This window comes from Klebsiella sp. 54 (genome assembly GCF_018223875.1).
Taxonomy (GTDB): domain Bacteria; phylum Pseudomonadota; class Gammaproteobacteria; order Enterobacterales; family Enterobacteriaceae; genus Klebsiella; species Klebsiella quasipneumoniae.
In genome coordinates, this window is sequence record NZ_JAGRRA010000003.1 from 346,684 (window position 1) to 370,357 (window position 23,674).

Here is a 23,674-nt window from a genome sequence, read left to right on the forward strand (position 1 = left end):
GCCCCCTGTCACTCATCAAAAAACACCATCCCCTTATACGGCTGTTCGCGGCAGGCGGCCAGGCGCTGGGCGAGACTGCCGACGTGCAGCTCCAGCTTGTGGCCATCGGGATCGAGGAAGTAGTGCGAAGCGCCTTCGCTACGGTTCAGCTTCCAGACCGCCACGCCGGCAACCTCAAGGCGAGCGGCGAAGCGGGCGAAATCCGCTTCGCTGATGGTAAACGCATAATGGGTGTAGTCGCTCTCCTCCGGCGGAGTGACACGCCGCTGCGGATCCAGCGACAGGCACAGCCACAGATCGCCGCAGGAGAGATAGGCGCCGCTGTCCCAGCGGGCGTGCAGCGTCATGCCCAACAGCTGCTGATAAAACGCCACGCTCGGCGCCAGCTGGCTGACCGCCAGGGTCAGGTGATTCAGTCCGCTCAGCATGTCTGTTCCTCCAGTGAATTCACAATGAACTGGCGCAGCCATTGATGCGCCGGGTCGCGGTGCCAGCGCTCGTGCCACAGCATCAGCATCTCAAAGCCGGCGACCGCCAGCGGCGGCTCGATGACCACCAGCCCGCTCTGCCCGCGCACCAGCCGCTCCGGCAGGACCGCCACCAGATCGCTATTGCGCAGGGTCTCCAGCATAAACAGGAAATGTGGCACGGAAAGGACAACCCGCCGCGTCAGGCCAAGGTTCGCCAGCGCGGTATCGGTCGCCGCGCTGAAGCCGCCTCCGTCCGGGGAGACGATCGCTTGCTCCAGCTGACAGAACGTTTCCAGGCTCAACCCTTGCCGCAGCACCGGATGCCCGGCCCGGCCCGCCAGCACGTAGCGCTCGCGAAACAGCAGGCGCTGATGCAGCCCCGGCGGCGCGCCCTCGCGGGTATGGAAAAAGAGATCCACTTCATCGCTGGCCGCCTGCTGCTCCAGCCGCGCCGGCTGGAGTTCGAATACCGCCAGCCGACTGCCGGGAGAGGCCAGGCGTAGCCTGCCCAGCATCGGCATGAGGGTCGCCGAAGCCATATAGTCCGTCGCCGCCACCCGCCAGGTCTCCGCCGCCGCGGCCGGATTAAAAGGCGCTACCGGCGCCACCGCCTGCTCCAGCGCGGCTAACGCAGCGCGCAGCGGCTGGCGAAGCTCATCGGCGCGGGCGGTGGGCTGCATGCCGCGCGGGCCCGGCATCAGCAGCGGGTCGGCAAACATCTCCCGCAGCCTGGCGAGTTGAATACTCACCGACGGCTGCGACAGATTCAGCCGCTGCGCCGCCCGGGTAACGTTATTTTCACTGAGCAGCACGTCGAGCGTGCGCAGCAGATTGAGATCCAGACGATGTAAATTAATCACAGCTATACCTGGGATTTAAGTAATTAATTTCTACTATAGCGCCAGCTTTCCTACTCTGCAGCTCTTCCCACTTCAGAGGTGATGTTATGAAAGTACTGCTGATTTACGCCCATCCGGAACCGCGCTCCCTCAATGGCGGTTTAAAAAATTTCGCCATCCGTCATCTGCTGCAGGCCGGTCATGAAGTCCAAGTCTCCGATCTCTACGCCATGCGCTGGAAGGCCGGGTATGACGCCGACGACAGCGGCGCGCCGCCGGTCGGCGAGTTCTGGCGTCCTACCCTGGACTCCAGACAGGCCTTTGCCCAAGGTACTCAAAGCGCGGATATCGCCGCCGAGCAGGAAAAGCTGCTGTGGGCCGATACGGTGATTTTTCAGTTTCCGCTGTGGTGGTTCTCGATGCCCGCGATCATGAAAGGCTGGATCGACCGGGTGTACGCCTGGGGCTTTGCCTATGGTGTCGGCGAGCACAGCGACCGCCACTGGGGCGATCGCTATGGGGAAGGCACCTTCGTCGGCAAGCGGGCGATGCTGATCGTCACCGCCGGCGGCTGGGCGGAACACTATTCACCGCGCGGGATCAATGGCCCCATCGACGACATCCTGTTCCCCATTCAGCACGGTATGCTGTTCTATCCCGGCTTCGAGGTGCTTCCGCCGCTGGTGTTTTACCGCACGGACAAAACCGATGCCGCGCAGTTCGCCGACCAGTGCGCCACGCTGGCCGAGCGGCTGGACACGCTGTGGCAAACCGAGCCCATTCCATTCCGCCGGCAAAATCATGGCGACTACCTGATCCCATCGCTAACGCTGCGTCCGGAGCTGGCGCCGGGGCAAAGCGGCCTGGCGGTGCACCTGGCAACGAAATAAACCTCAACGCGATAGCCCTTCCGGGTTATCGCTTTCATTAATATGACAATTTGTGAGCCTCCACGCATTAACGGCATCGCATCGCGCGAAGCCGCCTCTCATATTGATAGCGATCAAAAATAATCATACCGTCTGGTCGGTATGATTCCGGCCATGAACATGGAAGCCCAGCATCGTAAAAAAGATCCCGTCCGTCTCCACCGTCAGCTGCTTGAATCGGCGGCGATGATTGCCGGCCGGGACGGTATCGCCGCCCTGTCGCTGAACGCTGTCGCCCGCGAGGCTGGGGTCAGCAAAGGCGGCCTCCTGCACCATTTTCCCAATAAGCAGGCGCTGATTTTCGCTCTGTTCGCCAGGCTGCTGGCGATTATGGAAAAGGCGATTAGCGAACTGATGGCCGCCGATAACATCGCTTACGGACGCTTTACCCGCGCCTATTTGCGCTATCTGTCCAACCCGCAACTGACGGACACGCACGAAAGCCGTCAGCTGATGGTGCTGTCGCTGGCGATGCCGGACGAACCGGTGCTGCGAAAATGCTGGCGAGACTGGATGCTGGATCATCTGGCGCAGGGCGATGCGCTGGATAACGGCCCAACCGGTACCCTGGTACGCTACGCCGCCGACGGTATCTGGTTATCGGAGCTGACCGAGGGGCGCACCATGAGCAGCGAACATCGCCAGTCGCTGGTGAACGATCTGACCAAAATGACGCTTCCCGCATGAAGCGAATAGAGTGAGGCCGCGATGCGCTACAACATCAATGCCCGTCTCATTTATGATGCAACAGACGGCACGCTAACCCTGCCCGGCAACGATGAACCAGATAGCCAGCTATCCATCACCGCCAGCGCGCTGCTCTATTTTTTTCTCCGCCATACCGGCGTGGTCAGTCGCGATGAAGTGTTGAAAAAAGTCTGGGACGATAACGGCTTAACTTCTTCCAATAGCAACCTCAACCAGTATCTGAGCATGCTGCGCAAAACTTTCCGCCACTACGATATCGATAACATTATCGTCACCGTGTCGCGCGGCATGCTGCAGCTGAATCAGGATCTCAGCATCGAACTGCTCGACGCCGGGCCGGCGCTGGCCGATGTCGCCAGCCCGGCCGCGCCGCCTGGCGAACCCGCCGGGGCAGGAAGGGAAACCACACCTCCTGCCGCTTCACCACATGCGCGCGGAATGTGCTGGTATCTGGCCGGCGGCTGCCTGCTGGTCATCGCCCTGCTTCTGGTGGCATTCACGTTTGCCGGAACCCACGTCGCCCGGCCAATTAATCTGACGCTGATGAACCACCGCCAGTGCGAACTGCTCGCCAGCGATGAAATGCTGCGTTCGGTCTCGGCGACGGCCTACAGTAAGAATTTTGATGAGGTGCGTCAGCGGCTGAAGCTCAGCTGCAAGCCGGGGGAGCGTTTTGTTTTCTTCTATGGCGACCGGCTGGAGACCAACGGCCTGGGCCGGGTATTTCTCGCCCACTGCGCGATGCACGAAGACAACCCGTTTAGCTATTGCGATAACTACTTTTACTACTCCTGGAAGCCGCAATGAGACTCGCGCCCCGCACCTTTTTCGCCCTCTCTGCCCTCGCGTTTATCGCCGCCGCCGGGTTTAGCGCCTGGCGCCTGCTGCCGGATGCCAACGACGGCGTGATGAGCTGCTCCACCAAAGCGATCATGCGTTTTGAAAACATGGAAAAAGAGAATGTGAACGGCAATATCCATTTTAATTTTGCCGCCAATGGCAACGGGTCGATGGTAGTGGAAGGCTATACCGATTCTGCCGCCGGCTGGCTCTACCTGCAGCGTTACGTCAAATTCAGCTACACCAGCCAGCGCATCTCGGCGACCGAGCGCCACTACCGCATCAAGAAATGGGAATCCAGCGCCTCGTCCATCGATGAATCGCCGGATGTCATCTTCGACTATTTCATGCGCGAGATGTCCGACAGCCACGACGGCCTGTTCCTCAATGCGCAAAAGCTTAACGACAAAGCTATCCTGCTGAGCTCTATCAACTCACCGCTCTACATCTGCACGCTGAAGTCCGGCAGCACGCTTAATTAACCCGTCCCCCCTGTACCACTGCGAGGAAAATGCGCCCTCGCTCACGCTCCATTATTGCCCCCTCTTTCCACGATGCTAAAAGCGCACGTTTTGCGTTTAGCTTCGACGCGAGAACTTGAGCATACCCACAATTATAACGTGGCTATATTACCGATTGCTGGCAAGTAATTATCATCTTATTAACATTCATCTCCCGCCGATAAATAGCTTAAAAAAACGCCATATCATCATGAAAATCTTCACGCATGAAACAGGATTAAGAGATAAAAAGAAGCCTAAATAAGGCTAAATAGCAGAGTAAAAACCTAAAATATTCATCTACACGGATTTAAATTTCACTTCTCTCCCCATTCCCTATAGTGACCCCCGAACGCCGCTTCCGCGTGTTGATGCCGTTACGCGGACGGTTTTCCCGAATCACAAAACCTGTTCTGGAGGAGATCACGATGGGTGATGCATTGGGGCTTATCGAAACCAAAGGTCTGGTGGCCTGTATTGAAGCAGCGGACTCGATGTGTAAAGCCGCCAACGTCGAACTGATCGGCTATGAAAACGTCGGCTCCGGCCTGGTCACCGTGATGGTGAAGGGCGACGTCGGCGCGGTAAAAGCGGCGGTGGATTCCGGTGTGGAATCGGCGCAGCGCATCGGCGAAGTGGTGACCTCGCTGGTCATCGCGCGTCCGCATAACGACATCAACAAAATCGTCATTAAACACAAGGCCTGAAGGCCAGGAGAACGCAAATGGGTGATGCATTAGGTCTGATTGAAACCAAAGGTCTGGTGGCCTGCATTGAAGCAGCGGATGCGATGTGTAAAGCCGCCAACGTCGAACTGATCGGCTATGAAAACGTCGGTTCCGGCCTCGTCACCGCGATGGTGAAAGGGGATGTCGGCGCGGTGAAAGCGGCGGTGGATTCCGGCGTCGAATCGGCCCAGCGCATTGGCGAAGTGGTGACCTCGCTGGTCATCGCCCGTCCGCATAACGACATCAACAAAATCGTCTCGCATTACAAAATTGCGGACTAACGGAGAAACCTGATGAAAGAAGCGCTTGGTCTTATCGAAACCAAAGGTCTGGTGGCCTGTATTGAAGCCGCGGACGCGATGTGCAAAGCCGCCAACGTCGAACTGATCGGCTATGAAAACGTCGGCTCCGGCCTCGTCACCGCGATGGTGAAAGGCGACGTCGGCGCGGTCAACGCGGCGGTCGACTCCGGCGTGGAAGCGGCGAAACGCATTGGCGAAGTCGTCAGCTCTCGCGTCATCGCGCGTCCCCATAACGACATCGAAAAAATCGCGGCGCAGCACAAAGCATGACCTGACAGGGCACGCCCCGTCCCCACTCTTTTCGTCTGATGAAGGATAGACTCATGATTGAACTGGATAACGATTTGCAGTCCCGGCAGAACGCCCGGGAACTGGTGCGCAACGCCAAAAAAGCGCAGGCAATGCTGGCCACCTTTTCGCAGCAGCAAATCGACGCCATCGTGAAAAACGTGGCCCAGGAAGCAGCGCACCACGCCGAAGCGCTGGCGAAAATGGCCGCGGAAGAGACCGGTTTTGGCAACTGGCAGGACAAAGTGCTGAAAAACCGCTTCGCCTCGCTGCGCGTCTACGACGCCATCAAAGATATGAAGACCGTTGGCATCATTCATGACGACCCGGTAAAAAAAGTGATGGACGTGGGCGTGCCGCTGGGCGTGATTTGCGCGCTGGTCCCCTCAACTAACCCAACCTCTACGGTTATCTATAAAGCGCTGATCGCCCTCAAGGCGGGCAACGCCATTATCTTCTCCCCGCATCCGGGCGCACGTCAGTGCAGCTGGAAGGCGATTGAGATCGTCAAACGCGCGGCAGAAGCGGCCGGCGCGCCGGAGGGCAGCGTCGACGGCATCACCCAGCTGACCCTCGAAGCCACCTCAGAGCTGATGCACAGCAAAGACGTTTCGCTGATCCTCGCCACCGGCGGCGAAGGCATGGTGCGCGCGGCCTACGCGTCCGGCACCCCGACCATCAGCGGCGGTCCGGGCAACGGCCCGGCATTTATCGAACGCAGCGCCGATATCCACCACGCGGTGAAAGATATCATCACCAGCAAAACCTTCGATAATGGCGTGATCTGCGCCTCCGAGCAGTCGATCATCGTCGAAGGCTGCATTTACGATGAGGTTCACCGCGAGCTGGAAGCGCAGGGCGCTTACTTCATGAATGAAGATGAAGCGGCGAAAATGGCGGCGCTGCTGCTGCGCCCGAACGGCACCATCAACCCGAAGGTGGTTGGCAAAACCGCACTGTACCTCAGCCAGATGGCCGGCTTCTGCGTCCCGGCCAGCACCAAAGTGCTGATCGCCGAACAGACCATCGTCTCACCGAAAAACCCCTACTCGCGCGAAAAACTGTGCCCGGTACTCGGTCTGTACGTGGCTGAGGACTGGAAAGCCGCCTGCCACCGCGTGGTAGAGCTGCTGACTAATGAAGGGCTCGGCCATACGCTGGTGATCCACACCCGCAACCAGGACGTCATCCGCCAGTTCAGCCTCGAAAAACCGGTCAACCGCATCCTGATCAACACCCCGGCGGCGCTCGGCGGCATCGGCGCCACCACCAATATCTCTCCGGCGCTGACCCTCGGCTGCGGCGCGGTCGGCGGCGGCTCCAGCTCCGACAACGTCGGCCCGATGAACCTGCTCAATATCCGCAAAGTCGGCTATGGCGTGCGGTCGATTGACGAGCTTCGCGCGCCGGGCAGCCGCCCTGAGCCACAGCCGACCATCGTCACGCCGGCGAGCGATCCGCAGCGCAGCATTCTTGATGACGTGCGTTTCAACGCTCCGGCCAGCGCTGCGCCAGCACACGCGGCAGGCAGCGATGACCGCTTCGCCAGCCCAGGCGCCGCAGCGAACGCGGAAGGCGCAATCAACGAACAAAACGTGGAACGCGTTATCCGCCAGGTGCTGGAGCGCCTTGCTAAGTAACGCACTGATATAAGGCGATATAACGATGATTCTCGCAAAGGTGACCGGCCATGTTGTCGCCACGCAAAAATGCGATGAGCTGCGCGGCAGCAACCTGCTGTTGATCACCCGCTTAGATGACAAACAGCAGCCGATGAAGGACCAGACCTGGGTCGCCGTCGATAACGTCGGCGCCGGTATGCACGACATCGTGCTGGCGGAAGAGTACTTCGCGCTCAATAAAGACCGCTACAAAGCGATGTCGGTGGTCGCCATTGTTGAGAAGGTGTTTCGGGACGCCGAACAGGAGTGAATAGCCCAATGAGTGAATTTTTACTGAAACCACGGATTTGCTTCGGTCAGGACGCCCTCTCGGTGCTGAACGAAATTTCCGCCCGCAGCGTGCTGCTGGTGACCGATCAAGCGATGGTGAAATTTGGCCTCGCCGAGCGCGTCACCGCCCTGCTGCGCCAGCGCGGGATCGCCTGGCAGGTGTGGGACGACGTGGTGGCGGATCCGGATATCGCCACCGTGGTGCGCGGTATGAAGCTGATGGATAACCACTACCCGGATCTGGTTATCGCGCTCGGCGGCGGTTCGGTAATCGATGCCGCCAAAGCGGTTATTTTCTCCCTGGCGCAAACCCGTCCGCTGGCCGACCGTCCCCGACCGTGCTTCGTCGCCATCCCGACCACCAGCGGTACCGGTTCGGAAGTCACCGCCTTTTCGGTGGTGAAAGCCAACGCGGAAAAGCTGGTGCTGGTGGATGCGTCATTGCTGCCGGATATCGCCATTCTGGACCCGGCGCTGGTGGCTTCGGTGCCGCCGGCAATTACCGCCGACACCGGCATGGACGTGCTGTGTCACGCCCTTGAGGCCTACGTCTCCCGCGCCGCCAGCGACTTTTCCGACGCCCTGGCGGAGAAAGTGGTGCAGCAGGTATTTCGCTATCTGCCGACCTGCTGGCGCAGCGGCGACAACCTGCAGGCGCGCGAAAAGATGCACAACGCCTCCTGCATGGCGGGGATGGCCTTCACCAACGCGTCGCTGGGGATAACCCACAGCCTGGCCCACGCCCTCGGCGGCGTCTTCCGCGTGCCCCATGGCCGCGCCAACGCCCTGCTGATGGCGCACGTCGTCGCCTGGAACGCTGATTATCACGGGCTGTGCGATACCGATGCCGCCCGCAAATATGCCCGACTAGCCCATCTGCTGGATCTACCTGCGGCCACTACCCGCCAGGGCGTCACCAGCCTGCTGGTCGCCATTCAGGCGCTTAAAGACGAATGAGCATGCCGGCCGGCATCCGCGATACCGGCGTCCTTGCAGACGAGTTTGACCAACGGCTGGCGGAGATGATCGGCCAGGCGTTACGCGACAGCTGTACTCCGACGAACCCACGCGCGCCGGATGCTCACGCACTGACCGAACTCTATCGCCGGGCATGGACCGGCAACGCCGCTCAGGGCCACTGATAACAAGATTTGGAGAACCTTACCCATGGCACACTACAGCTTAACGCCGCGCGTCAAAGTGCTGGCAGACCGTTTACTCGCCCAGAAAAGCACGCTGTGCACCGAACATGCCACCACGCTGAACGCCCTGGATGGCGATATCGCGGGCGTTCCCGCCGCCGTTAAACCGGCGCGCCGTTTCTATGAACTGATGCGCCAGCTGCCGCTGACCATCAGCCCCGATGAACTCATTGTCGGCAACCAGAGCCGTAAACCGCACGGGGCGATTTTCCATGACGAAAACGCGACCCGTCGCCCATCGGCTTTCCAGTTCCTCAACCTCAATAGCGATCTGGATTCGCCGGACTACAGGCTGGTGGTCGAAAAAGGGGTGCTGGCGATTAAGCACCAGCTGGAAGAGAAAACCCGCGCACTCGGCAGCGCGGTCAGCCGCAGCGGTATGGATGAAGTCAACGGCTGCCGCGCCGCCATCTACGCCTGCGACGCCCTGCTGGCGCTGGCGCAAAATCTGGCCAACAGCGCCGAGCAGCTGGCGGCGGCGGAGACCAATGCTTATCGCAAAGCCGAGCTGCTCGATAGCGCAGCCATTCTCCACCACGTGCCGGCCCATCCAGCGCGTAATTTCAAAGAAGCCTGCCAGGCGTTCTATCTGTTCCAGCTGGCGCTCCAGCTGGATAACGGCAGCTATGCAGTCAACCCGGAAGGGGCGGACAAGGCGCTGCTGCCTTACTTCCAGCGCGATATCAACAGCGGCGCGCTGAATACCCAGCAGGCGTATGAGCTCGTGGAGTGCCTGTGGTTCAAGCTGGCGGAACTGAGCGAAGTCCGCGCCGCCTGCGCCATTGACGGCTATCCGATGCTCGACGCCATGTTGCATGGCGCCGCTTTTGACCATGCCGAGGTGAACGAACTCTCGGCGATGTTCATCAGCGCCCAGCGCAATCTCAGCGCGTTGAATCTGCCGGTGCGTCTGTTTAGCGGCGCACAACAGGTCAGCCATGCGCCGTTCGCCGCCTGCGCCGACACGCCGGTGATGGAAGGGTTAACCCCGCGTATGCAGCGTCTGCGTAACCACTATCTGACGGTACGCCCGAGCGTCTCTATCTATCGCGCGCTGGCCTTTACCGAAGTGGTGAAAGCTAACCCAGGCATGCCGACCATTCTGCTGCGAGCGAAAGCCTTCCGCCACGCCTGCGAAACCGCGCCGATTCTGATTCAGGACGATGAGCTGATCGTCGGCCATCCGTGCGGCAAGCCGCGCGCGGGCGCCTTCTCGCCGGATATCGCCTGGCGCTGGGTGCGCGACGAGCTCGACACCATGAGCACCCGCCCGCAGGATCCGTTTGAGATCAGCGAAGCGGATAAAAAAACCATTCGCGAAGAGATCGTCCCATTCTGGGAAGGCCGTTCGCTGGATGAGATTTGCGAAGCGCAATACCGTGAGGCTGGCGTCTGGGCCTTCAGCGGCGAGACCTTCGTCAGCGACCTCTCCTATCACCAGATTAACGGCGGCGGCGATACCTGCCCGGGCTACGACGTGCTGCTGTTCACCAAAGGGATGAACGGCATTAAAGCCGATGCCGAGGCGCATCTGGCCAGCCTGAGCATGGAAAATCCGGAAGATATCGACCGCATTTACTACTACAAAGCGGCGATTGAAACCTGCGAAGGGGTGGTCAACTACGCCCGCCGCATCGCCGCCCATGCCCGCGAACTGGCGGCTAAAGAGCAAAACGCCCAGCGCCGCGCCGAGCTGCTGACCATCGCCGACGTCAACGAAAACGTGCCGGCCAATCCGCCGAAGACCTTGCAGGAAGCGCTGCAGAGTATCTGGACCGTCGAATCACTGTTTGAAATCGAAGAGAACCAGACCGGGCTGTCGCTGGGGCGCGTCGACCAGTACTGCTATCCGATGTTCGAAGCCGATATCCGCGAAGGCCGCTTGACCCACGACACCGCACTGGAGCTGCTGCAGGCGTTTATCATCAAATGTGCCGAACTGATGTGGATGTCGAGCGAACTGGGAGCGAAATATTTCGCGGGTTATCAGCCGTTTATCAACCTCACCGTTGGCGGCCAGAAACGTAGCGGCGGCGATGCCTGTAACGATCTGACCTATCTGATTATGGACGCCGTGCGCTTCGTGAAGGTTTACCAGCCGTCGCTGGCCTGCCGTATCCACAACCAGTCGCCGCAGAAATACATGGAAAAAATCGTCGACGTGGTGAAAGCGGGAATGGGCTTCCCGGCCTGCCACTTCGATGACTCCCACATCAAGATGATGCTGCGCAAAGGCTTCGATTTTGAAGACGCCCGCGATTACTGCCTGATGGGCTGCGTTGAACCGCAGAAATCCGGGCGCATCTACCAGTGGACCTCCACCGGCTACACCCAGTGGCCTATCGCTATCGAGTTCGTGCTTAACCGCGGGCGGATGGTGCTGTTCGATAGCTATCAGGGGCTGGACACCGGCGACCTGCGCGACCTGCGCACCTTCGAAGCATTCGACGCGGCGGTAAAACAGCAGATCGCCCATATCGTGCGCCTGTCGGCTATCGGCACCGTCATCAGCCAGCGCGTCCACCGCGATGTGGCGCCGAAGCCGCTGATGTCGCTGCTGGTCGAAGGCTGCATGGAGAGCGGCAAAGATGTCGCCGCCGGCGGCGCGATGGTCAACCACGGTCCGGGGCTGATTTTCTCCGGTCTGGCGACCTACGTCGACTCGATGGCGGCGATCCGCAAGCTGGTGTTCGAAGAGAAGAAATACACCCTTGAGCAGATCCGCGATGCGCTGCTGGCCAACTTTGAAGGTTACGAAGCGCTGCGCCGCGACTGCCTGAACGCGCCGAAATACGGTAACGACGATAACTATGTCGACCAGTACGCGCTGGATATTACCGAATGGACCGAGAAAGAGTGCCGTAAGTACAAGATGCTCTACTCGACCCTCAGCCACGGCACCCTGTCTATCTCCAACAACACGCCCATCGGCGAGCTAACCAACGCCACGCCGAACGGCCGCCTGGCGTGGATGCCGCTCTCCGATGGCATCAGCCCGACCCAGGGCGCGGATAAGCAAGGCCCAACGGCGATTATCAAGTCGGTCAGCAAGATGAACGTGGAAACCATGAACATCGGCATGGTGCACAACTTCAAATTCCTCAAAGGGCTGCTGGATACCCCGGAAGGTCGCCATGGTCTGATTACCTTGCTGCGTACCGCCTCGATTCTCGGCAATGGCCAGATGCAGTTCAGCTATGTCGATAACGAAGTGCTGAAGAAGGCGCAGCAGGAGCCGGAAAAATACCGTGACCTGATCGTCCGCGTCGCCGGCTACAGCGCCTACTTCGTTGAGCTGTGCAAAGAGGTCCAGGACGAGATCATCAGCCGTACGGTGATTGAGAAGTTTTAGTTCTCTTAAAGAGAATTAAATGAGCTGTATTTGAGAAATAACCGGAAGTTCTCCGTCCCGTAACGGGACGGAGCGGGAGGCAAGCGTGATCGCAAAACAAGAATTAACGGGCCGCATTTTCAATATCCAGAAATATTCGATCTATGACGGCGATGGCATTCGCACGCTGGTGTTTTTTAAGGGCTGCAACATTCGCTGCCCGTGGTGCGCCAACCCGGAAGGGCTGAGCAGCCAGTTCCAGGTGATGTTCTCGCACGACAAATGCATTAACTGCGGCGACTGCGTCAGCGTCTGTCCGGCGGGTATTCATTATCGGGCGGAAGAGAATGGCGAAATGAAGCACTTCGTCGATCGCCATAAAGACTGCATCGGCTGCCGCAAATGTGAAGAGATTTGCACCCAGAACGCGCTGGACATCATGGGCAAGGACGTCACCGTCAGCGAGCTGATGGAGATCATCATGCAGGACTACGACTTCTATATCTCCTCCGGCGGCGGCGTGACCATCGGCGGCGGCGAGATGAGCCTGCAAACTGATTTTGCCGTCGCCTTATTTCGCGAATGCAAAAAGATGATGATTAACACCGCCGTCGAAACCCAGGGCACCACACCGCTTGCCAACTACCAGAAGCTGGCGCCGGTCACCGACACCTTCTTATTCGACATTAAGCAGATTAACAGCGAACACCACAAGGCGATGCTCGGCATCGGCAACGAAGGGATCCGCCGCAATCTCGAATGGCTGGTGGATTCCGGCGCCAACGTCATTGTGCGTATGCCGCTCATTCGCGGCTACAACGACTCATTCGACGCCATTACCGGCGCCATTGATTACGTACAGAAGCTGGCGAAGCGCGGGAATATCCGCCGTATCGACATGCTGCCGTACCACCAGCTGGGACGCAAAAAGTACGAACGCCTGGATATGCCCTACCCGATTAGCCAGGACCCGTCTTATTCGCCGGATGAACTGGACCGGCTGGAAGCCTTCTTCCGGCAATTTGATTTTGATATTCGCTTAGTCCGCCATTAACAGGAGCCGACCATGAAAAGTTTAGGCGTAATTGAAACGCGAGGATGGGTCGCCGCCATTCAGGCCGTCGACGCCGCCTGTAAAGCCGCCGGAGTGACCTGTATTGGCTATCGCAAACCAGGCTCCGGGCTGGTGAGCGTCTGCTTTGAAGGGGAAATCAGCGCCATCCACACCGCTATCGAACGCGGCGTGGCGGTTGCCGGCGCCGAGCACACCGTGAAGTCGCTGGTCATTGCCCGTCCGGAGCGCTGCGTGGTTGAAGCCTTAAGCAACCTCAAAGGCAACCCTCCGCGCGAGGAAAAAACGGACGAACCGGTGGTTATCACCGCCCCGGAACCCTTCGTTCCGCCCGCTATCCCGAACGAAGCGGAAGATAAGCACCCTGCGCTGAAGAAAGGGAAGAAGTCATGATCGACACTTTGCTTCGCGAAAAAATCGCCGCCCGCCTGAGCGCAACGGCGCCGGCGATCCCGGTGGGGATCTCCAACCGCCACGTCCATCTCGCGCAACAGGACGTCGAGGCATTGTTCGGTAAAGGCTACAGCCTGACGCCGTTCAAACCGCTGCGCCAGCCGGGGCAGTTTGCCGCCCAGGAGTGCGTAACCGCCGTCGGGCCGAAGGGCTCGCTGACCAACGTTCGCGTCCTCGGCCCGACCCGCCCGCTATCGCAACTGGAAGTGTCGCGCGCCGACTGCTTCACGCTCGGCATTCAAGCGCCAGTTCGTGAGTCCGGGCAACTGGAGAATGCCGGTAGCGCGCTGCTGATTGGCCCCGCCGGTCACGTTGAGCTCCATTCTCAGGTGATCTGCGCCTGGCGGCATATTCATATGTCGCCGCAGGACGCGCGCCAGCTCAACGTCAGCAATGGCCAGAAGGTCAGCGTGCGCAGCAACGGCGAGCGCCAGCTGACTTTCGATGAAGTGGTGGTGCGGGTGCGCGATGACTTCGCGCTGGAATTTCACATCGACACCGAAGAAGCCAATGCCGCCGGGTTAAAAAACGGCGCGCAGGTGACGCTCATCGGCTAACGGAGGCTCGCCATGACCGACGAACAGATTGAAGGTGTAGTTGCGCGGATTTTGCAGCGCCTGCGGCCGCCGGTACTGGTGATGGTGACCGCCGCTGACGGCTACCGCGCAGCTATCCGCCAGCGCCTGGCGGGAAGCGGCTATCCGCTGCGCCTCGCGCTGGAGGAGGGTCTCGCCGACGCCGCCGCCTGGCGAGAGGTGGGCGAGATTATCCCGTCATCGGCCTGGCAGGATGCCCTGCCGTCAGCGCCATGGCGGGCGGTACTGCTGCCTTTTCTCGATTATCCGCAAGCCTCGGATCTGCTGAACGGCACCCTGCGCAATCCGGTTTCCCGCTGCGCGCACGAGGCGCTGCTGGCGGGTATTCCAGTTCTGGCCCTGCGCTACCACTGCGATCCGCACAGCGAGCTCAACCAGCTGCGCGGCGCGCAGGCCGGCAGCGCCTATGCCGGGCATCTGCAGGCCACGCTGGCTCGTCTGGAAGCCTGCGGCGTCTTCCTCGGCACCATGAATGAGCTGCTGGCGAAGCTGGACGCACCCACCGCGCCGGCCGCCGCCAGCAGCGAACCGCGCCGTTATCTTACCGTCACAGACGTGGTGAATAATCCGGCGCTGGCGGCGGCCCCGCGCGCTCAGCTGACCGATGCGGCCATTGATTACTTAAAAAACAGAAAGATATGACCTTACCCAACGAAAAACCTGGAGCTTAACGATGTCTTCGAAAACAAAATGCTGGTTATGGATGCTGCTGGTTATCCTCTCCGAAACCTCGGCAACCTCGACGTTAAAAATGTTCGGTAGCAGCGAAGGCGGCAGCAAAATGCTGCTGCTCGGGCTGCTGATTGCGCTTTACTGCACCTGCTATTACTCGCTCTCAAGGGCGGTGAAAGATATCCCGGTCGGTCTGGCGTACGCCACCTGGTCCGGCACCGGCATTCTGGTGGTCTCGACGCTGGGAATGGCATTCTACGGCCAGCACCCGGATACCGCCGCCATCATCGGCATGGCGGTGATCGCCAGCGGCATCATTATCATGAACCTGTTTTCGAAAATGGGTTCCGAAGCGAGCGAAGAGGCGGCGCCCGCCGCGCCAGCCGCCGCCATGGATAAGAACATCGCTAACTAACAGGAAAGGAATACCCCCTATGTTTAATCTCGGATTTTTATGGCTGGCGCTGTCTATCGGCTCCGAAATCACCGGCACCTCGATGATCAAAAAGACCAACGGTTTCAGCAAACTGGCCCCTTCGGTGCTGGTGGTCTGCGCCTACGGCCTCTGCTACTTCGCCCTCACCCGCGCAATGAGCACCATCCCGGTGGGCGTGGCCTACTCGCTGTGGTGCGGCTTTGGTATCGTCGGCGTCACCATCTGCTCCATGATCCTCTATAAGCAGAAACCGGACCTGGCGGCCATTATCGCCATGGCGCTGATTATCTCCGGCGGCGTGATCATGAACGTCTTCTCGACCATGTAACAGCGGTCGTTTTATCCTGTTACCCGGCCTGTACGGGCAGTCAGTAGGCCCGCGCCAGCGCAGCGCCGCCGGGCACTTTACCAAACGGGGTTTACCCCACTATGGTTTCGTGGCAGGATAAAAAGATGAACAGAAACGCGATCGTGACCTTTCCCCGCCGTTGGTGGCTGCCTGCATAACAGGCGGCACGATATACGTTTCCATTTTCAAAGCCGCCGGAAGGCGGCTTTGGTGTTTTCAGGACGTCTTTCGGCTGAACAGTCTGATAAGGAGTTCCTGATGAACCACCCGCAAACCATTCTCACCGGCGACCGCCCCACCGGCCAACTACATCTTGGCCATTACGTCGGCTCGCTGCGCCAGCGCGTCGCGCTGCAGCACGACCACCAGCAGTTTATCCTGATCGCCGACCTGCAAGGGCTCACTGACAACGGCAGCAATCCGCAAAAAGTTAGCCACCATATCCTCGAAGTGATGGCCGATTATCTGGCCGTCGGCATTGACCCCAGGCTCACCACGATCTGCCTGCAGTCCGCCCTGCCCGCGCTGGCGGAGCTCAGCGCGCTGTATATGAATATCGTCACCGTCGCCCGCGTGGAACGTAATCCGACGGTCAAGAATGAGATTGCCCAGAAAGGATTCGCCCGTTCGCTGCCGGTGGGCTTTCTTGCCTATCCGATTAGCCAGGCCGCCGATATCACCGCCTTCAAGGCCGAGCTGGTGCCAGTGGGCGACGATCAGCTACCGATGATTGAGCAGACCAACGAGATCGTCCATAAGATGAATAGCCTCACCGGCGCGCCAGTGCTGCGCCACTGCAAGGCGCTCCTCAGCGAAGTGAGCCGCCTGCCGGGCGTCGACGGCAACGCCAAAATGTCGAAATCGCTGGGCAATACGCTGACGTTATCGGCCAGTGAAGAGGAGATTCACCGCGCGGTCAGCGCGATGTATACCGACCCGACACACCTGAGAGTCAGCGATCCGGGGCATGTCGACGGCAACGTGGTGTTCACCTATCTCGACGCTTTCCATAGCGATAAGGCACTGGTGGCTGAGATGAAAGCCCACTATCAGCGCGGCGGGCTGGGCGATCGCCAGTGTAAAAATGAACTGGAGACCTGCCTGCAGGCGCTACTGGCGCCGATCCGCGAACGGCGAGCCACCTTTATTCAGGATAAAGGGATGCTGCTGGATCTGCTGCGCCAGGGCAGCGAGCGCGCCCACCAGCTGACGCAGCAGACGCTGCATGAGGTGAAACGTGGTCTGGGGCTACCGGTGCTGTTCTGAGGTGATGAAATGTTGCCGGTAGTGGATATTTTGTTAACACGTCGACAAGACCCTGCCTTTCGTATGGACAAGCCCGCCGCGGATGTTACTATCGCGTTAACGGTAGCTCTCACTATGCGTGTTTCATTAAGGCCAGGATCGCTGATGATGACCACATAAGTAGTACAGCGTTCGGCTGCGCATCGACGCGGTAGAGCTCTGCGTCAGCGGCCCTTCCCCCCTTTATTCGTCCTTCGCAAGAAGGACGCTCCGCCCGCCGGAGGAGACACGCGTATCACTCAGCACAGGGAATCAAGCGAGTCGCGTATGGACAAAATAAAGAAACGTTGGACAGGGTATTTTGTCGGCTTACTGGTGGTACTCGCCGCCGCGGCATGGTGGCTGCTGCGCCCGCCGGGCCTTCCGGAGGGTTTCGCCAGTAGCAACGGACGAATAGAAGCCACCGAAGTGGATATTGCCAGCAAAATCGCCGGACGTATCGACACCATTCTGGTCAAAGAGGGTCAGTTCGTGCGCCAGGGAGAGGTACTGGCGAGAATGGATATCCGTGTACTGAACGAGCAGCGTCTTGAAGCCGCCGCGCAAATCAAGGAAGCGGAAAGCGCGGTCCTGGCCGCCAGAGCCTTGCTCGATCAGCGGCAAAGTGAAATGCGCGCCAGCGAAGCGGTTGTGAAGCAGCGTCAGGCGGAGCTCGACTCCACAGCGAAACGTCACGTCCGCTCGAATGCCCTGTCGCAGCGCGGCGCCGTCTCCGCCCAGCAGCTGGATGACGATCGCGCCGCGGCAGAGAGCGCCCGCGCGGCGCTGGAGTCGGCGAAAGCCCAGGTCTCCGCCGCCCGCGCCGCCATCGAGGTCGCCCGCACCAGCATTATTCAGGCGCAAACCCGCGTCGAAGCGGCCCAGGCGACCGAGCGGCGGATCCTTGCCGATATTGACGATAGCGAGCTGAAGGCGCCCCGCGACGGCCGTATTCAGTATCGCGTCGCCGAGCCGGGGGAAGTGCTGGCCGCCGGTGGTCGGGTGCTGAACATGGTCGATCTCGCCGACGTCTATATGACTTTCTTTCTGCCCACCGAACAGGCGGGCCTGCTGGCGCTTGGCAGCGAAGCGCGGCTGATCCTTGATGCCGCCCCTGATCTGGTGATCCCGGCCAATATCAGCTTTGTCGCCAGCGTCGCGCAGTTTACGCCGAAAACGGTGGAGACCCGCGACGAGCGTCTCAAACTGATGTTCCGCGTCAAAGCGCGCATCCCGCCGGAGCTGCTGGCGCAGCACCTGGAGTATGTCAAAACCGGCCTGCCCGGCATGGCTTACGTGCGGCTGGATAACCAACACTCCTGGCCTGAAGACCTGACGGTGAGGTTGCCGCAATGATAATGACGCCACTGGATACCTCGCCCCCCATTGCCCGGCTGGACAACGTTGGCCAGCGCTTCGGCGCCACCGTGGCGCTGCGGGATATCAGCCTGGCGATCCCGGCGCGGCGCATGGTCGGCCTGATTGGCCCGGACGGCGTCGGCAAATCGAGCCTGCTCTCTCTCATCGCCGGGGCGCGGGCCATTGAGCAGGGTAACGTGATGGTGCTCGGCGGCGATATGCGCGACGTTCATCATCGCCACGAGGTGTGCCCGAAGATTGCCTGGATGCCGCAGGGACTGGGGAAAAACCTCTATCACACCCTCTCGGTGTATGAAAACGTCGACTTCTTCGCCCGCCTGTTTGGCCATGATAAAGCCGAACGCGAATCACGTATCCACGAGCTGCTGCAGAGCACCGGGCTGGCGCCGTTTCGCGATCGCCCGGCGGGTAAGCTCTCCGGCGGGATGAAGCAAAAGCTGGGTTTATGTTGCGCCCTTATCCACGACCCGCAGCTGCTGATCCTCGATGAACCTACCACCGGCGTCGACCCGCTTTCCCGGGCGCAGTTCTGGGAGCTTATCGACAGCATTCGTCAGCGCCAGCCGGAGATGAGCGTGCTGGTGGCCACCGCCTATATGGAAGAGGCTGAGCGCTTTGACTGGCTGGTAGCGATGAACGCCGGCGAGGTGCTGGCGACCGGTACCGCTGCGGAGCTGAAAGTGCAGACCGGCAGCCAGACGCTGGAGCAGGCGTTTATCGCCCTGCTGCCGGAAGCGCAGCGCCAGGCGCATAAGGCGGTGGTAATCCCGCCGCGCGACGACCGCGAGGAAGAGATCGCCATCGAAGCCCGTGGGCTGACCATGCGCTTTGGCGACTTCGTCGCCGTCGACCACGTTAACTTCCGCATCGCGCGCGGTGAAATCTTCGGCTTCCTCGGCTCCAACGGCTGCGGCAAATCCACCACCATGAAGATGCTCACCGGCCTGCTGCCCGCCAGCGAAGGCGAAGCCTGGTTGTTCGGCCAGCCGGTCGATCCGAAGGATATCGCCACCCGCCAGCGGGTGGGCTATATGTCGCAGGCCTTCTCGCTCTATAGCGAACTGACCGTCCGGCAAAACCTCGAACTGCACGCCCGCCTGTTTCATATTCCGGACGGCGAAATCCCCGGTCGGGTGGCGGAAATGAGCGAGCGCTTCATGCTCAGCGAGGTGGAAGACGCCCTGCCCGCCGCCCTGCCGTTGGGCATCCGTCAGCGTCTGTCGCTGGCGGTGGCGGTCATCCATCGCCCGGAAATGCTGATCCTCGACGAACCCACCTCCGGGGTCGATCCAGTGGCACGGGATATGTTCTGGCAGCTGATGGTCGACCTCGCGCGTCAGGATCGGGTGACCATTTTTATCTCCACCCACTTTATGAATGAGGCGGAACGCTGCGACCGCATCTCGCTGATGCACGCCGGCAAGGTACTGGCCAGCGATACGCCGCAGGCGCTGGTCGAACAGCGCGGTGCCGCCAGCCTCGAAGAGGCGTTTATCGCCTGGCTCCAGGAGGCGCAGCCAACCGCCGCAGTTCCTGAGGAACTTGCGCCTGCTGCAGCATCCCATCCAGAACGCGCGGCCCCGCGCCAGGCCTTCAGTCTGCAACGGCTGTTCAGCTACAGCCGCCGCGAAGCGCTGGAGCTGCGCCGCGATCCTGTACGTTCGACGCTGGCGCTGCTGGGAACGGTGATCCTGATGTTTATCATGGGCTATGGGATCAGCATGGACGTCGAGGATCTGCGCTTTGCGGTACTCGATCGCGATCAAACCCTCAGCAGTCAGGGCTGGTCGCAGAATATCGCCGGCTCACGCTACTTCATCGAACAGGCGCCGCTGCGCAGTTACGATGAGCTCGACCGGCGGATGCGCGACGGCGAACTGGCGGTGGCGATAGAGATCCCGCCGAACTTTGGCCGCGATATCGCCCGCGGCACGCCGGTCCAAATCGGCGTCTGGGTGGATGGCGCAATGCCAAACCGCGCGGAGACGGTGCGCGGCTACGTGCAGGCCATGCATCTCGCCTGGCTGCAGGAGATGGCCGGGCAGCAAAGTAGCCCGAATCGTGAGACCTCGCTCATCTCCATCGAGACCCGCTATCGCTATAACCCGGACGTGAAGAGCCTCCCGGCCATCGTCCCGGCGGTGATCCCGCTGCTGCTGATGATGATCCCGGCGATGCTCAGCGCCCTGAGCGTGGTACGTGAGAAGGAGCTCGGGTCGATCATCAACCTGTACGTGACGCCGACCACCCGCAGCGAATTCCTGCTCGGCAAGCAGGTGCCTTACATCATGCTGGGAATGTTTAACTTTTTTCTGCTGTGTGCGCTGTCGGTCTTCGTCTTTGGCGTATCACATAAGGGCAGCTTCCTGACGCTAAGCCTGGCGGCGCTGCTGTACGTCACCATTGCCACCGGACTGGGACTACTGATCTCAACCTTTATGAAGAGCCAAATCGCCGCTATTTTCGGCACCGCCATCATTACGCTAATCCCGGCGACCCAGTTCTCCGGGATGATCGATCCGGTAGCGTCGCTGGAAGGCCCCGGGCGCTGGATTGGGCAAATCTACCCGACCAGCCACTTCCTGACTATCGCCCGCGGCACCTTCTCCAAAGCGCTGAATCTCAGCGATTTGTGGGGCTCCTTTATTCCACTACTGATTGCAGTGCCGCTGGTGCTCGGGCTGAGCGTGCTGCTGCTGAAGAAACAGGAGGGGTGATGCGCGGATTACGCAATATTTATAATCTTGGCGTCAAAGAGCTGCGTAGCCTGCTGGGTGATAAAGCGATGCTGGCGTTGATCGTGTTTGCTTTTACGGTGTCGGTGTACTCCTCAGCCACGGTGATGCCCGGCTCGCTACACCTGGCGCCGATTGCGGTTGCCGATATGGATAAGTCGCAGCTCTCTTCACGCATTATTAACGCATTCTACCGCCCCTGGTTTCTCGAACCGGAGCTGATTACCGCCGATGAGATGGACGCCGGCCTGGATGCCGGGCGCTACACTTTCGCCATCAATATTCCGCCTAACTTCCAGCGCGATGTGCTGGCCGGCCGCCAGCCGGAAGTGCAGGTCAACGTCGACGCCACGCGCATGAGCCAGGCCTTTACCGGCAACGGCTATATCCAGAATATTATTAGCGGCGAAGTAAACAGCTTCATTGCCCGCTATCGGGACAACAGCGTGCTGCCGGTAGAGCTGGCGATAAGAATGCGCTTTAACCCTAACCTGGAACAGGAGCGCTTTGGCGCGGTGATGGCGATCATCAACAACATCACCATGCTGGCCATTGTCCTCACCGGCTCGGCGCTGATCCGCGAGCGCGAGCACGGTACCATCGAGCATCTGCTGGTGATGCCGGTCACGCCGTTTGAGATCATGATGGCCAAGATCTGGTCGATGGGGCTGGTGGTGCTAGTGGTCTCCGGTTTGTCGCTGGTGCTGATGGTACAGGGGATGTTGCAGGTGCCCATTGAGGGGTCGATTCTACTGTTTATGCTGGGGGTGGCGCTCAGCCTGTTCGCCACAACCTCGATCGGCATTTTTATGGGCACCCTCGCCCGCTCGATGCCGCAGCTGGGGCTGCTGATGATCCTGGTGCTGCTGCCGCTGCAGATGCTCTCCGGCGGCTCCACGCCGCGGGAAAGTATGCCGCAGCTGGTTCAGGATATCATGTTGACCATGCCGACCACCCACTTCGTCAGTCTGGCGCAGGCGATTTTGTACCGCGGCGCCAGCTTCAGTATCGTCTGGCCGCAGTTCTTAACCTTGTTGGTTATCGGAGCGGTGTTCTTTACTATCGCCCTGCTGCGTTTTCGCAAAACGATTGGTCAAATGGCATAAGGACTTAAGAAGGGCCGTCGACTCCCGGCGGCCCGAATGGTTTATTTGTGGCGGTTCATAAAGTGGCGCAGACCCCAGGTGAAGGCCATCGCCATGCTGAAGAGAATGAACAGCAACACCACCCAGCTGATGGAGATGCGCAGCAGCGTGCCGGGGGTCATAAACGGCTGCAGATAGACGGTGAAGGACTGGGCGGGTGATTTCCCCAGCAGTTCATACAGGTTATCCGTAAGCCATACGCCGACCCGGCAGAACAGCCAGATTATCGCTGGCCAGCAGAGCAGCACCAGAAAGGTAAAGCGCTCCTGAAGGTAAGTGAAGAGCCGGCGCAACGGCGACCAGTTAAGCAGGATTTTCATTTCTATTCTCATATTGCCAGCCGATAACCAAAGCAGATGACGCAAGGTACGTCGGACAGCATCCATACAGGCAATCATCCCTCTTTGTATATCAAATTTGCTGTCATATAAACCAGATCAAGTTAACAAAGTGTTAATGATATCGCTCATTAAACCAAAAAACCGGCGAGAAGCATACCCATTGTCGCCATAAATGGGAGTAATGTATTCAGCGGTGGGAATAATTTCGTAATTTCGCTAACGCGTTAATATATATGAAGAAGATGCAGCGCCATTATTTAGCAGAACACAATATAATAGCGCTGAAATAGAGAGGTATTTAATCGTAGCTGCTGATAATTATTTTTCGACTCGTATCATTGGATAAATTCACTGTACGAGTGACCACACCACGCGCGTGATTCTCTATATTTTTCGAGGCAATGTGGTAGGTATTTTTTCCGCAGCGCTGCAGAGGTTGTTTATTCACAATATCAGTATTGCAGGTTTCTGACACGACCCGCCCGGAGAGCATTAGGTTGGCGGTTTCGGCAGCAAACAGAGGTGAGCTTAATCCATAAGCGAAAATCAGAATCCCAATTAGCGGTTTTTTCATTTAATGTTTAACCAGTTAACAGGATGAGAGATAAGCGATTGCTTAATTTATCTCCGTCAGGAGAGCGATGCATTGGTACAATGCGCAGAGAAGATAAACCATAGTATTACTAAGGGCAATGTAAAGATAACCTATTAATGTGATAATTATTGCTGATAGTAGCGAACTGGCATAGTGGTCTGCCTGGAGACGGTGCTGCGCACCAGGTTTTGTGGCTCAGGATCCGTAGCCCCGGTAAGCGCAGCGCCACCGGGGAGGCATACCCCACACAGCAAAAAACCCCGCATCTTTCGGGACGGGGTTCTTGTTAAAACGCAAAAACAAAAGGCCCAGTCTTTCGACTGAGCCTTTCGTTTTATTTGATGCCTGGCAGTTCCCTACTCTCACATGGGGAGACCCCACACTACCATCGGCGCTACGGCGTTTCACTTCTGAGTTCGGCATGGGGTCAGGTGGGACCACCGCGCTAGTGCCGCCAGGCAAATTCTGTTTTATCAACACGTCCTGCGGACGCATCGATTAATCTGTATCAGCTGAAAATCTTCTCA

24 protein-coding genes, 1 rRNA gene and 1 pseudogene are annotated in these 23,674 nt (G+C 59.3%); 21 read left to right on the forward strand and 5 right to left on the reverse strand.

Annotated features, from left to right (window positions below; all coding sequences use genetic code 11):
- Positions 1-8: 8 nt before the first annotated feature.
- Positions 9-428, reverse strand: coding sequence for a FosA5 family fosfomycin resistance glutathione transferase (fosA, locus tag KHQ24_RS11345; protein WP_065903167.1), 420 nt, complete (start codon positions 426-428; stop codon positions 9-11).
- Positions 422-1,330, reverse strand: coding sequence for a LysR family transcriptional regulator (locus KHQ24_RS11350; RefSeq protein ID WP_043522372.1), 909 nt, complete (start codon positions 1,328-1,330; stop codon positions 422-424). The genes fosA and KHQ24_RS11350 overlap by 7 nt, the downstream gene beginning before the upstream one ends.
- Before the next feature lie 86 nt (positions 1,331-1,416).
- Between KHQ24_RS11350 and KHQ24_RS11355 the strand changes: the two genes are divergently transcribed.
- From KHQ24_RS11355 to KHQ24_RS11455, 21 genes and pseudogenes are all read left to right on the forward strand, one after another.
- Positions 1,417-2,199, forward strand: coding sequence for an NAD(P)H-dependent oxidoreductase (locus KHQ24_RS11355; RefSeq protein WP_043522375.1), 783 nt, complete (start codon positions 1,417-1,419; stop codon positions 2,197-2,199).
- 141 nt (positions 2,200-2,340) lie between these two features.
- Entirely contained in the window at positions 2,341-2,925 is a 585-nt protein-coding gene (locus tag KHQ24_RS11360) for a TetR/AcrR family transcriptional regulator (protein ID WP_040235876.1), read from the forward strand.
- Positions 2,926-2,946: 21 nt separating this feature from the next.
- A complete protein-coding gene (locus KHQ24_RS11365) occupies positions 2,947-3,753 on the forward strand; it encodes a winged helix-turn-helix domain-containing protein (protein WP_043522379.1) in 807 nt (268 codons plus the stop codon).
- Positions 3,750-4,268 (forward strand): FidL-like protein, encoded by a 519-nt coding sequence (locus KHQ24_RS11370; protein ID WP_004204137.1) that lies wholly within the window; start codon positions 3,750-3,752, stop codon positions 4,266-4,268. The genes KHQ24_RS11365 and KHQ24_RS11370 overlap by 4 nt, the downstream gene beginning before the upstream one ends.
- 446 nt (positions 4,269-4,714) lie before the next feature.
- Positions 4,715-4,993, forward strand: a complete 279-nt coding sequence (locus KHQ24_RS11375) for a BMC domain-containing protein (protein WP_004182810.1) — start codon at positions 4,715-4,717, stop codon at positions 4,991-4,993.
- 17 nt (positions 4,994-5,010) lie between these two features.
- A complete protein-coding gene (locus tag KHQ24_RS11380) occupies positions 5,011-5,295 on the forward strand; it encodes a BMC domain-containing protein (RefSeq protein WP_002442227.1) in 285 nt (94 codons plus the stop codon).
- Positions 5,296-5,307: 12 nt separating this feature from the next.
- Complete coding sequence (locus tag KHQ24_RS11385) at positions 5,308-5,586, forward strand: BMC domain-containing protein (RefSeq protein WP_004146125.1); 279 nt, start codon at positions 5,308-5,310, stop codon at positions 5,584-5,586.
- Between the two features lie 53 nt (positions 5,587-5,639).
- Entirely contained in the window at positions 5,640-7,244 is a 1,605-nt protein-coding gene (locus tag KHQ24_RS11390) for an acetaldehyde dehydrogenase (acetylating) (protein ID WP_043522385.1), read from the forward strand.
- Positions 7,245-7,269: 25 nt separating this feature from the next.
- The gene (locus tag KHQ24_RS11395) at positions 7,270-7,536 is read left to right on the forward strand and encodes a EutN/CcmL family microcompartment protein (RefSeq protein ID WP_017899143.1); all 267 of its coding nucleotides are present in this window, start codon (positions 7,270-7,272) and stop codon (positions 7,534-7,536) included.
- An 8-nt stretch (positions 7,537-7,544) separates the two neighbouring features.
- Positions 7,545-8,698, forward strand: a pseudogene (locus KHQ24_RS11400) (1-propanol dehydrogenase PduQ).
- A 25-nt stretch (positions 8,699-8,723) separates the two neighbouring features.
- Positions 8,724-12,110, forward strand: coding sequence for a choline trimethylamine-lyase (gene cutC / locus KHQ24_RS11405; protein WP_017899145.1), 3,387 nt, complete (start codon positions 8,724-8,726; stop codon positions 12,108-12,110).
- A gap of 85 nt (positions 12,111-12,195) precedes the next feature.
- Complete coding sequence (gene cutD / locus KHQ24_RS11410) at positions 12,196-13,143, forward strand: choline TMA-lyase-activating enzyme (protein WP_043522391.1); 948 nt, start codon at positions 12,196-12,198, stop codon at positions 13,141-13,143.
- Between the two features lie 12 nt (positions 13,144-13,155).
- A complete protein-coding gene (locus KHQ24_RS11415) occupies positions 13,156-13,554 on the forward strand; it encodes a BMC domain-containing protein (RefSeq protein ID WP_023319642.1) in 399 nt (132 codons plus the stop codon).
- A complete protein-coding gene (locus KHQ24_RS11420; RefSeq protein ID WP_094334260.1) occupies positions 13,551-14,171 on the forward strand; it encodes a phosphate propanoyltransferase in 621 nt (206 codons plus the stop codon). The genes KHQ24_RS11415 and KHQ24_RS11420 overlap by 4 nt, the downstream gene beginning before the upstream one ends.
- Positions 14,172-14,183: 12 nt before the next feature.
- Positions 14,184-14,852, forward strand: a complete 669-nt coding sequence (locus tag KHQ24_RS11425) for a hypothetical protein (RefSeq protein WP_101839043.1) — start codon at positions 14,184-14,186, stop codon at positions 14,850-14,852.
- 31 nt (positions 14,853-14,883) lie between these two features.
- The gene (locus KHQ24_RS11430) at positions 14,884-15,297 is read left to right on the forward strand and encodes a DMT family transporter (RefSeq protein WP_017899148.1); all 414 of its coding nucleotides are present in this window, start codon (positions 14,884-14,886) and stop codon (positions 15,295-15,297) included.
- A gap of 19 nt (positions 15,298-15,316) precedes the next feature.
- The gene (locus tag KHQ24_RS11435; RefSeq protein ID WP_004204123.1) at positions 15,317-15,646 is read left to right on the forward strand and encodes a DMT family transporter; all 330 of its coding nucleotides are present in this window, start codon (positions 15,317-15,319) and stop codon (positions 15,644-15,646) included.
- Positions 15,647-15,925: 279 nt separating this feature from the next.
- Complete coding sequence (trpS, locus tag KHQ24_RS11440; protein WP_004204121.1) at positions 15,926-16,933, forward strand: tryptophan--tRNA ligase; 1,008 nt, start codon at positions 15,926-15,928, stop codon at positions 16,931-16,933.
- Positions 16,934-17,239: 306 nt separating this feature from the next.
- On the forward strand, positions 17,240-18,307 hold the full coding sequence (locus tag KHQ24_RS11445; protein WP_211777283.1) for an HlyD family secretion protein: 1,068 nt from the start codon (positions 17,240-17,242) through the stop codon (positions 18,305-18,307).
- Positions 18,304-21,048 (forward strand): ribosome-associated ATPase/putative transporter RbbA, encoded by a 2,745-nt coding sequence (gene rbbA, locus KHQ24_RS11450; RefSeq protein WP_180242285.1) that lies wholly within the window; start codon positions 18,304-18,306, stop codon positions 21,046-21,048. The genes KHQ24_RS11445 and rbbA overlap by 4 nt, the downstream gene beginning before the upstream one ends.
- On the forward strand, positions 21,048-22,172 hold the full coding sequence (locus KHQ24_RS11455) for an ABC transporter permease (protein WP_043522401.1): 1,125 nt from the start codon (positions 21,048-21,050) through the stop codon (positions 22,170-22,172). Before rbbA ends, KHQ24_RS11455 begins: the two co-directional genes overlap by 1 nt.
- Before the next feature lie 41 nt (positions 22,173-22,213).
- Here the strand turns inward: KHQ24_RS11455 and KHQ24_RS11460 are convergent, their stop codons facing one another.
- From KHQ24_RS11460 to rrf, 3 genes are all read right to left on the reverse strand, one after another.
- Entirely contained in the window at positions 22,214-22,531 is a 318-nt protein-coding gene (locus KHQ24_RS11460; protein ID WP_004204117.1) for a hypothetical protein, read from the reverse strand.
- Between the two features lie 319 nt (positions 22,532-22,850).
- Positions 22,851-23,126: a DUF2574 family protein gene (locus tag KHQ24_RS11465; protein ID WP_049004348.1), complete on the reverse strand. Its 276-nt coding sequence runs from the start codon at positions 23,124-23,126 to the stop codon at positions 22,851-22,853.
- A 364-nt stretch (positions 23,127-23,490) separates the two neighbouring features.
- Positions 23,491-23,606, reverse strand: a 5S ribosomal RNA gene (gene rrf / locus KHQ24_RS11470).
- Positions 23,607-23,674: the final 68 nt, after the last annotated feature.

Excerpts from the sequence above, each read along its gene's own strand:
- fosA (WP_065903167.1), bottom strand. The coding sequence starts at position 428 with ATGCTGAGCGGACTGAATCACCTGACCCTGGCGGTCAGCCAGCTGGCG.
- KHQ24_RS11355 (WP_043522375.1), top strand. The coding sequence starts at position 1,417 with ATGAAAGTACTGCTGATTTACGCCCATCCGGAACCGCGCTCCCTCAAT.
- KHQ24_RS11360 (WP_040235876.1), top strand. The coding sequence starts at position 2,341 with ATGATTCCGGCCATGAACATGGAAGCCCAGCATCGTAAAAAAGATCCC.
- KHQ24_RS11365 (WP_043522379.1), top strand. The coding sequence starts at position 2,947 with ATGCGCTACAACATCAATGCCCGTCTCATTTATGATGCAACAGACGGC.
- KHQ24_RS11370 (WP_004204137.1), top strand. The coding sequence starts at position 3,750 with ATGAGACTCGCGCCCCGCACCTTTTTCGCCCTCTCTGCCCTCGCGTTT.
- KHQ24_RS11375 (WP_004182810.1), top strand. The coding sequence starts at position 4,715 with ATGGGTGATGCATTGGGGCTTATCGAAACCAAAGGTCTGGTGGCCTGT.
- KHQ24_RS11380 (WP_002442227.1), top strand. The coding sequence starts at position 5,011 with ATGGGTGATGCATTAGGTCTGATTGAAACCAAAGGTCTGGTGGCCTGC.
- KHQ24_RS11385 (WP_004146125.1), top strand. The coding sequence starts at position 5,308 with ATGAAAGAAGCGCTTGGTCTTATCGAAACCAAAGGTCTGGTGGCCTGT.
- KHQ24_RS11390 (WP_043522385.1), top strand. The coding sequence starts at position 5,640 with ATGATTGAACTGGATAACGATTTGCAGTCCCGGCAGAACGCCCGGGAA.
- KHQ24_RS11395 (WP_017899143.1), top strand. The coding sequence starts at position 7,270 with ATGATTCTCGCAAAGGTGACCGGCCATGTTGTCGCCACGCAAAAATGC.
- cutC (WP_017899145.1), top strand. The coding sequence starts at position 8,724 with ATGGCACACTACAGCTTAACGCCGCGCGTCAAAGTGCTGGCAGACCGT.
- KHQ24_RS11415 (WP_023319642.1), top strand. The coding sequence starts at position 13,156 with ATGAAAAGTTTAGGCGTAATTGAAACGCGAGGATGGGTCGCCGCCATT.
- KHQ24_RS11420 (WP_094334260.1), top strand. The coding sequence starts at position 13,551 with ATGATCGACACTTTGCTTCGCGAAAAAATCGCCGCCCGCCTGAGCGCA.
- KHQ24_RS11425 (WP_101839043.1), top strand. The coding sequence starts at position 14,184 with ATGACCGACGAACAGATTGAAGGTGTAGTTGCGCGGATTTTGCAGCGC.
- KHQ24_RS11430 (WP_017899148.1), top strand. The coding sequence starts at position 14,884 with ATGTCTTCGAAAACAAAATGCTGGTTATGGATGCTGCTGGTTATCCTC.
- KHQ24_RS11435 (WP_004204123.1), top strand. The coding sequence starts at position 15,317 with ATGTTTAATCTCGGATTTTTATGGCTGGCGCTGTCTATCGGCTCCGAA.
- trpS (WP_004204121.1), top strand. The coding sequence starts at position 15,926 with ATGAACCACCCGCAAACCATTCTCACCGGCGACCGCCCCACCGGCCAA.
- KHQ24_RS11445 (WP_211777283.1), top strand. The coding sequence starts at position 17,240 with ATGGACAAAATAAAGAAACGTTGGACAGGGTATTTTGTCGGCTTACTG.
- rbbA (WP_180242285.1), top strand. The coding sequence starts at position 18,304 with ATGATAATGACGCCACTGGATACCTCGCCCCCCATTGCCCGGCTGGAC.
- KHQ24_RS11455 (WP_043522401.1), top strand. The coding sequence starts at position 21,048 with ATGCGCGGATTACGCAATATTTATAATCTTGGCGTCAAAGAGCTGCGT.
- KHQ24_RS11460 (WP_004204117.1), bottom strand. The coding sequence starts at position 22,531 with ATGAAAATCCTGCTTAACTGGTCGCCGTTGCGCCGGCTCTTCACTTAC.
- KHQ24_RS11465 (WP_049004348.1), bottom strand. The coding sequence starts at position 23,126 with ATGAAAAAACCGCTAATTGGGATTCTGATTTTCGCTTATGGATTAAGC.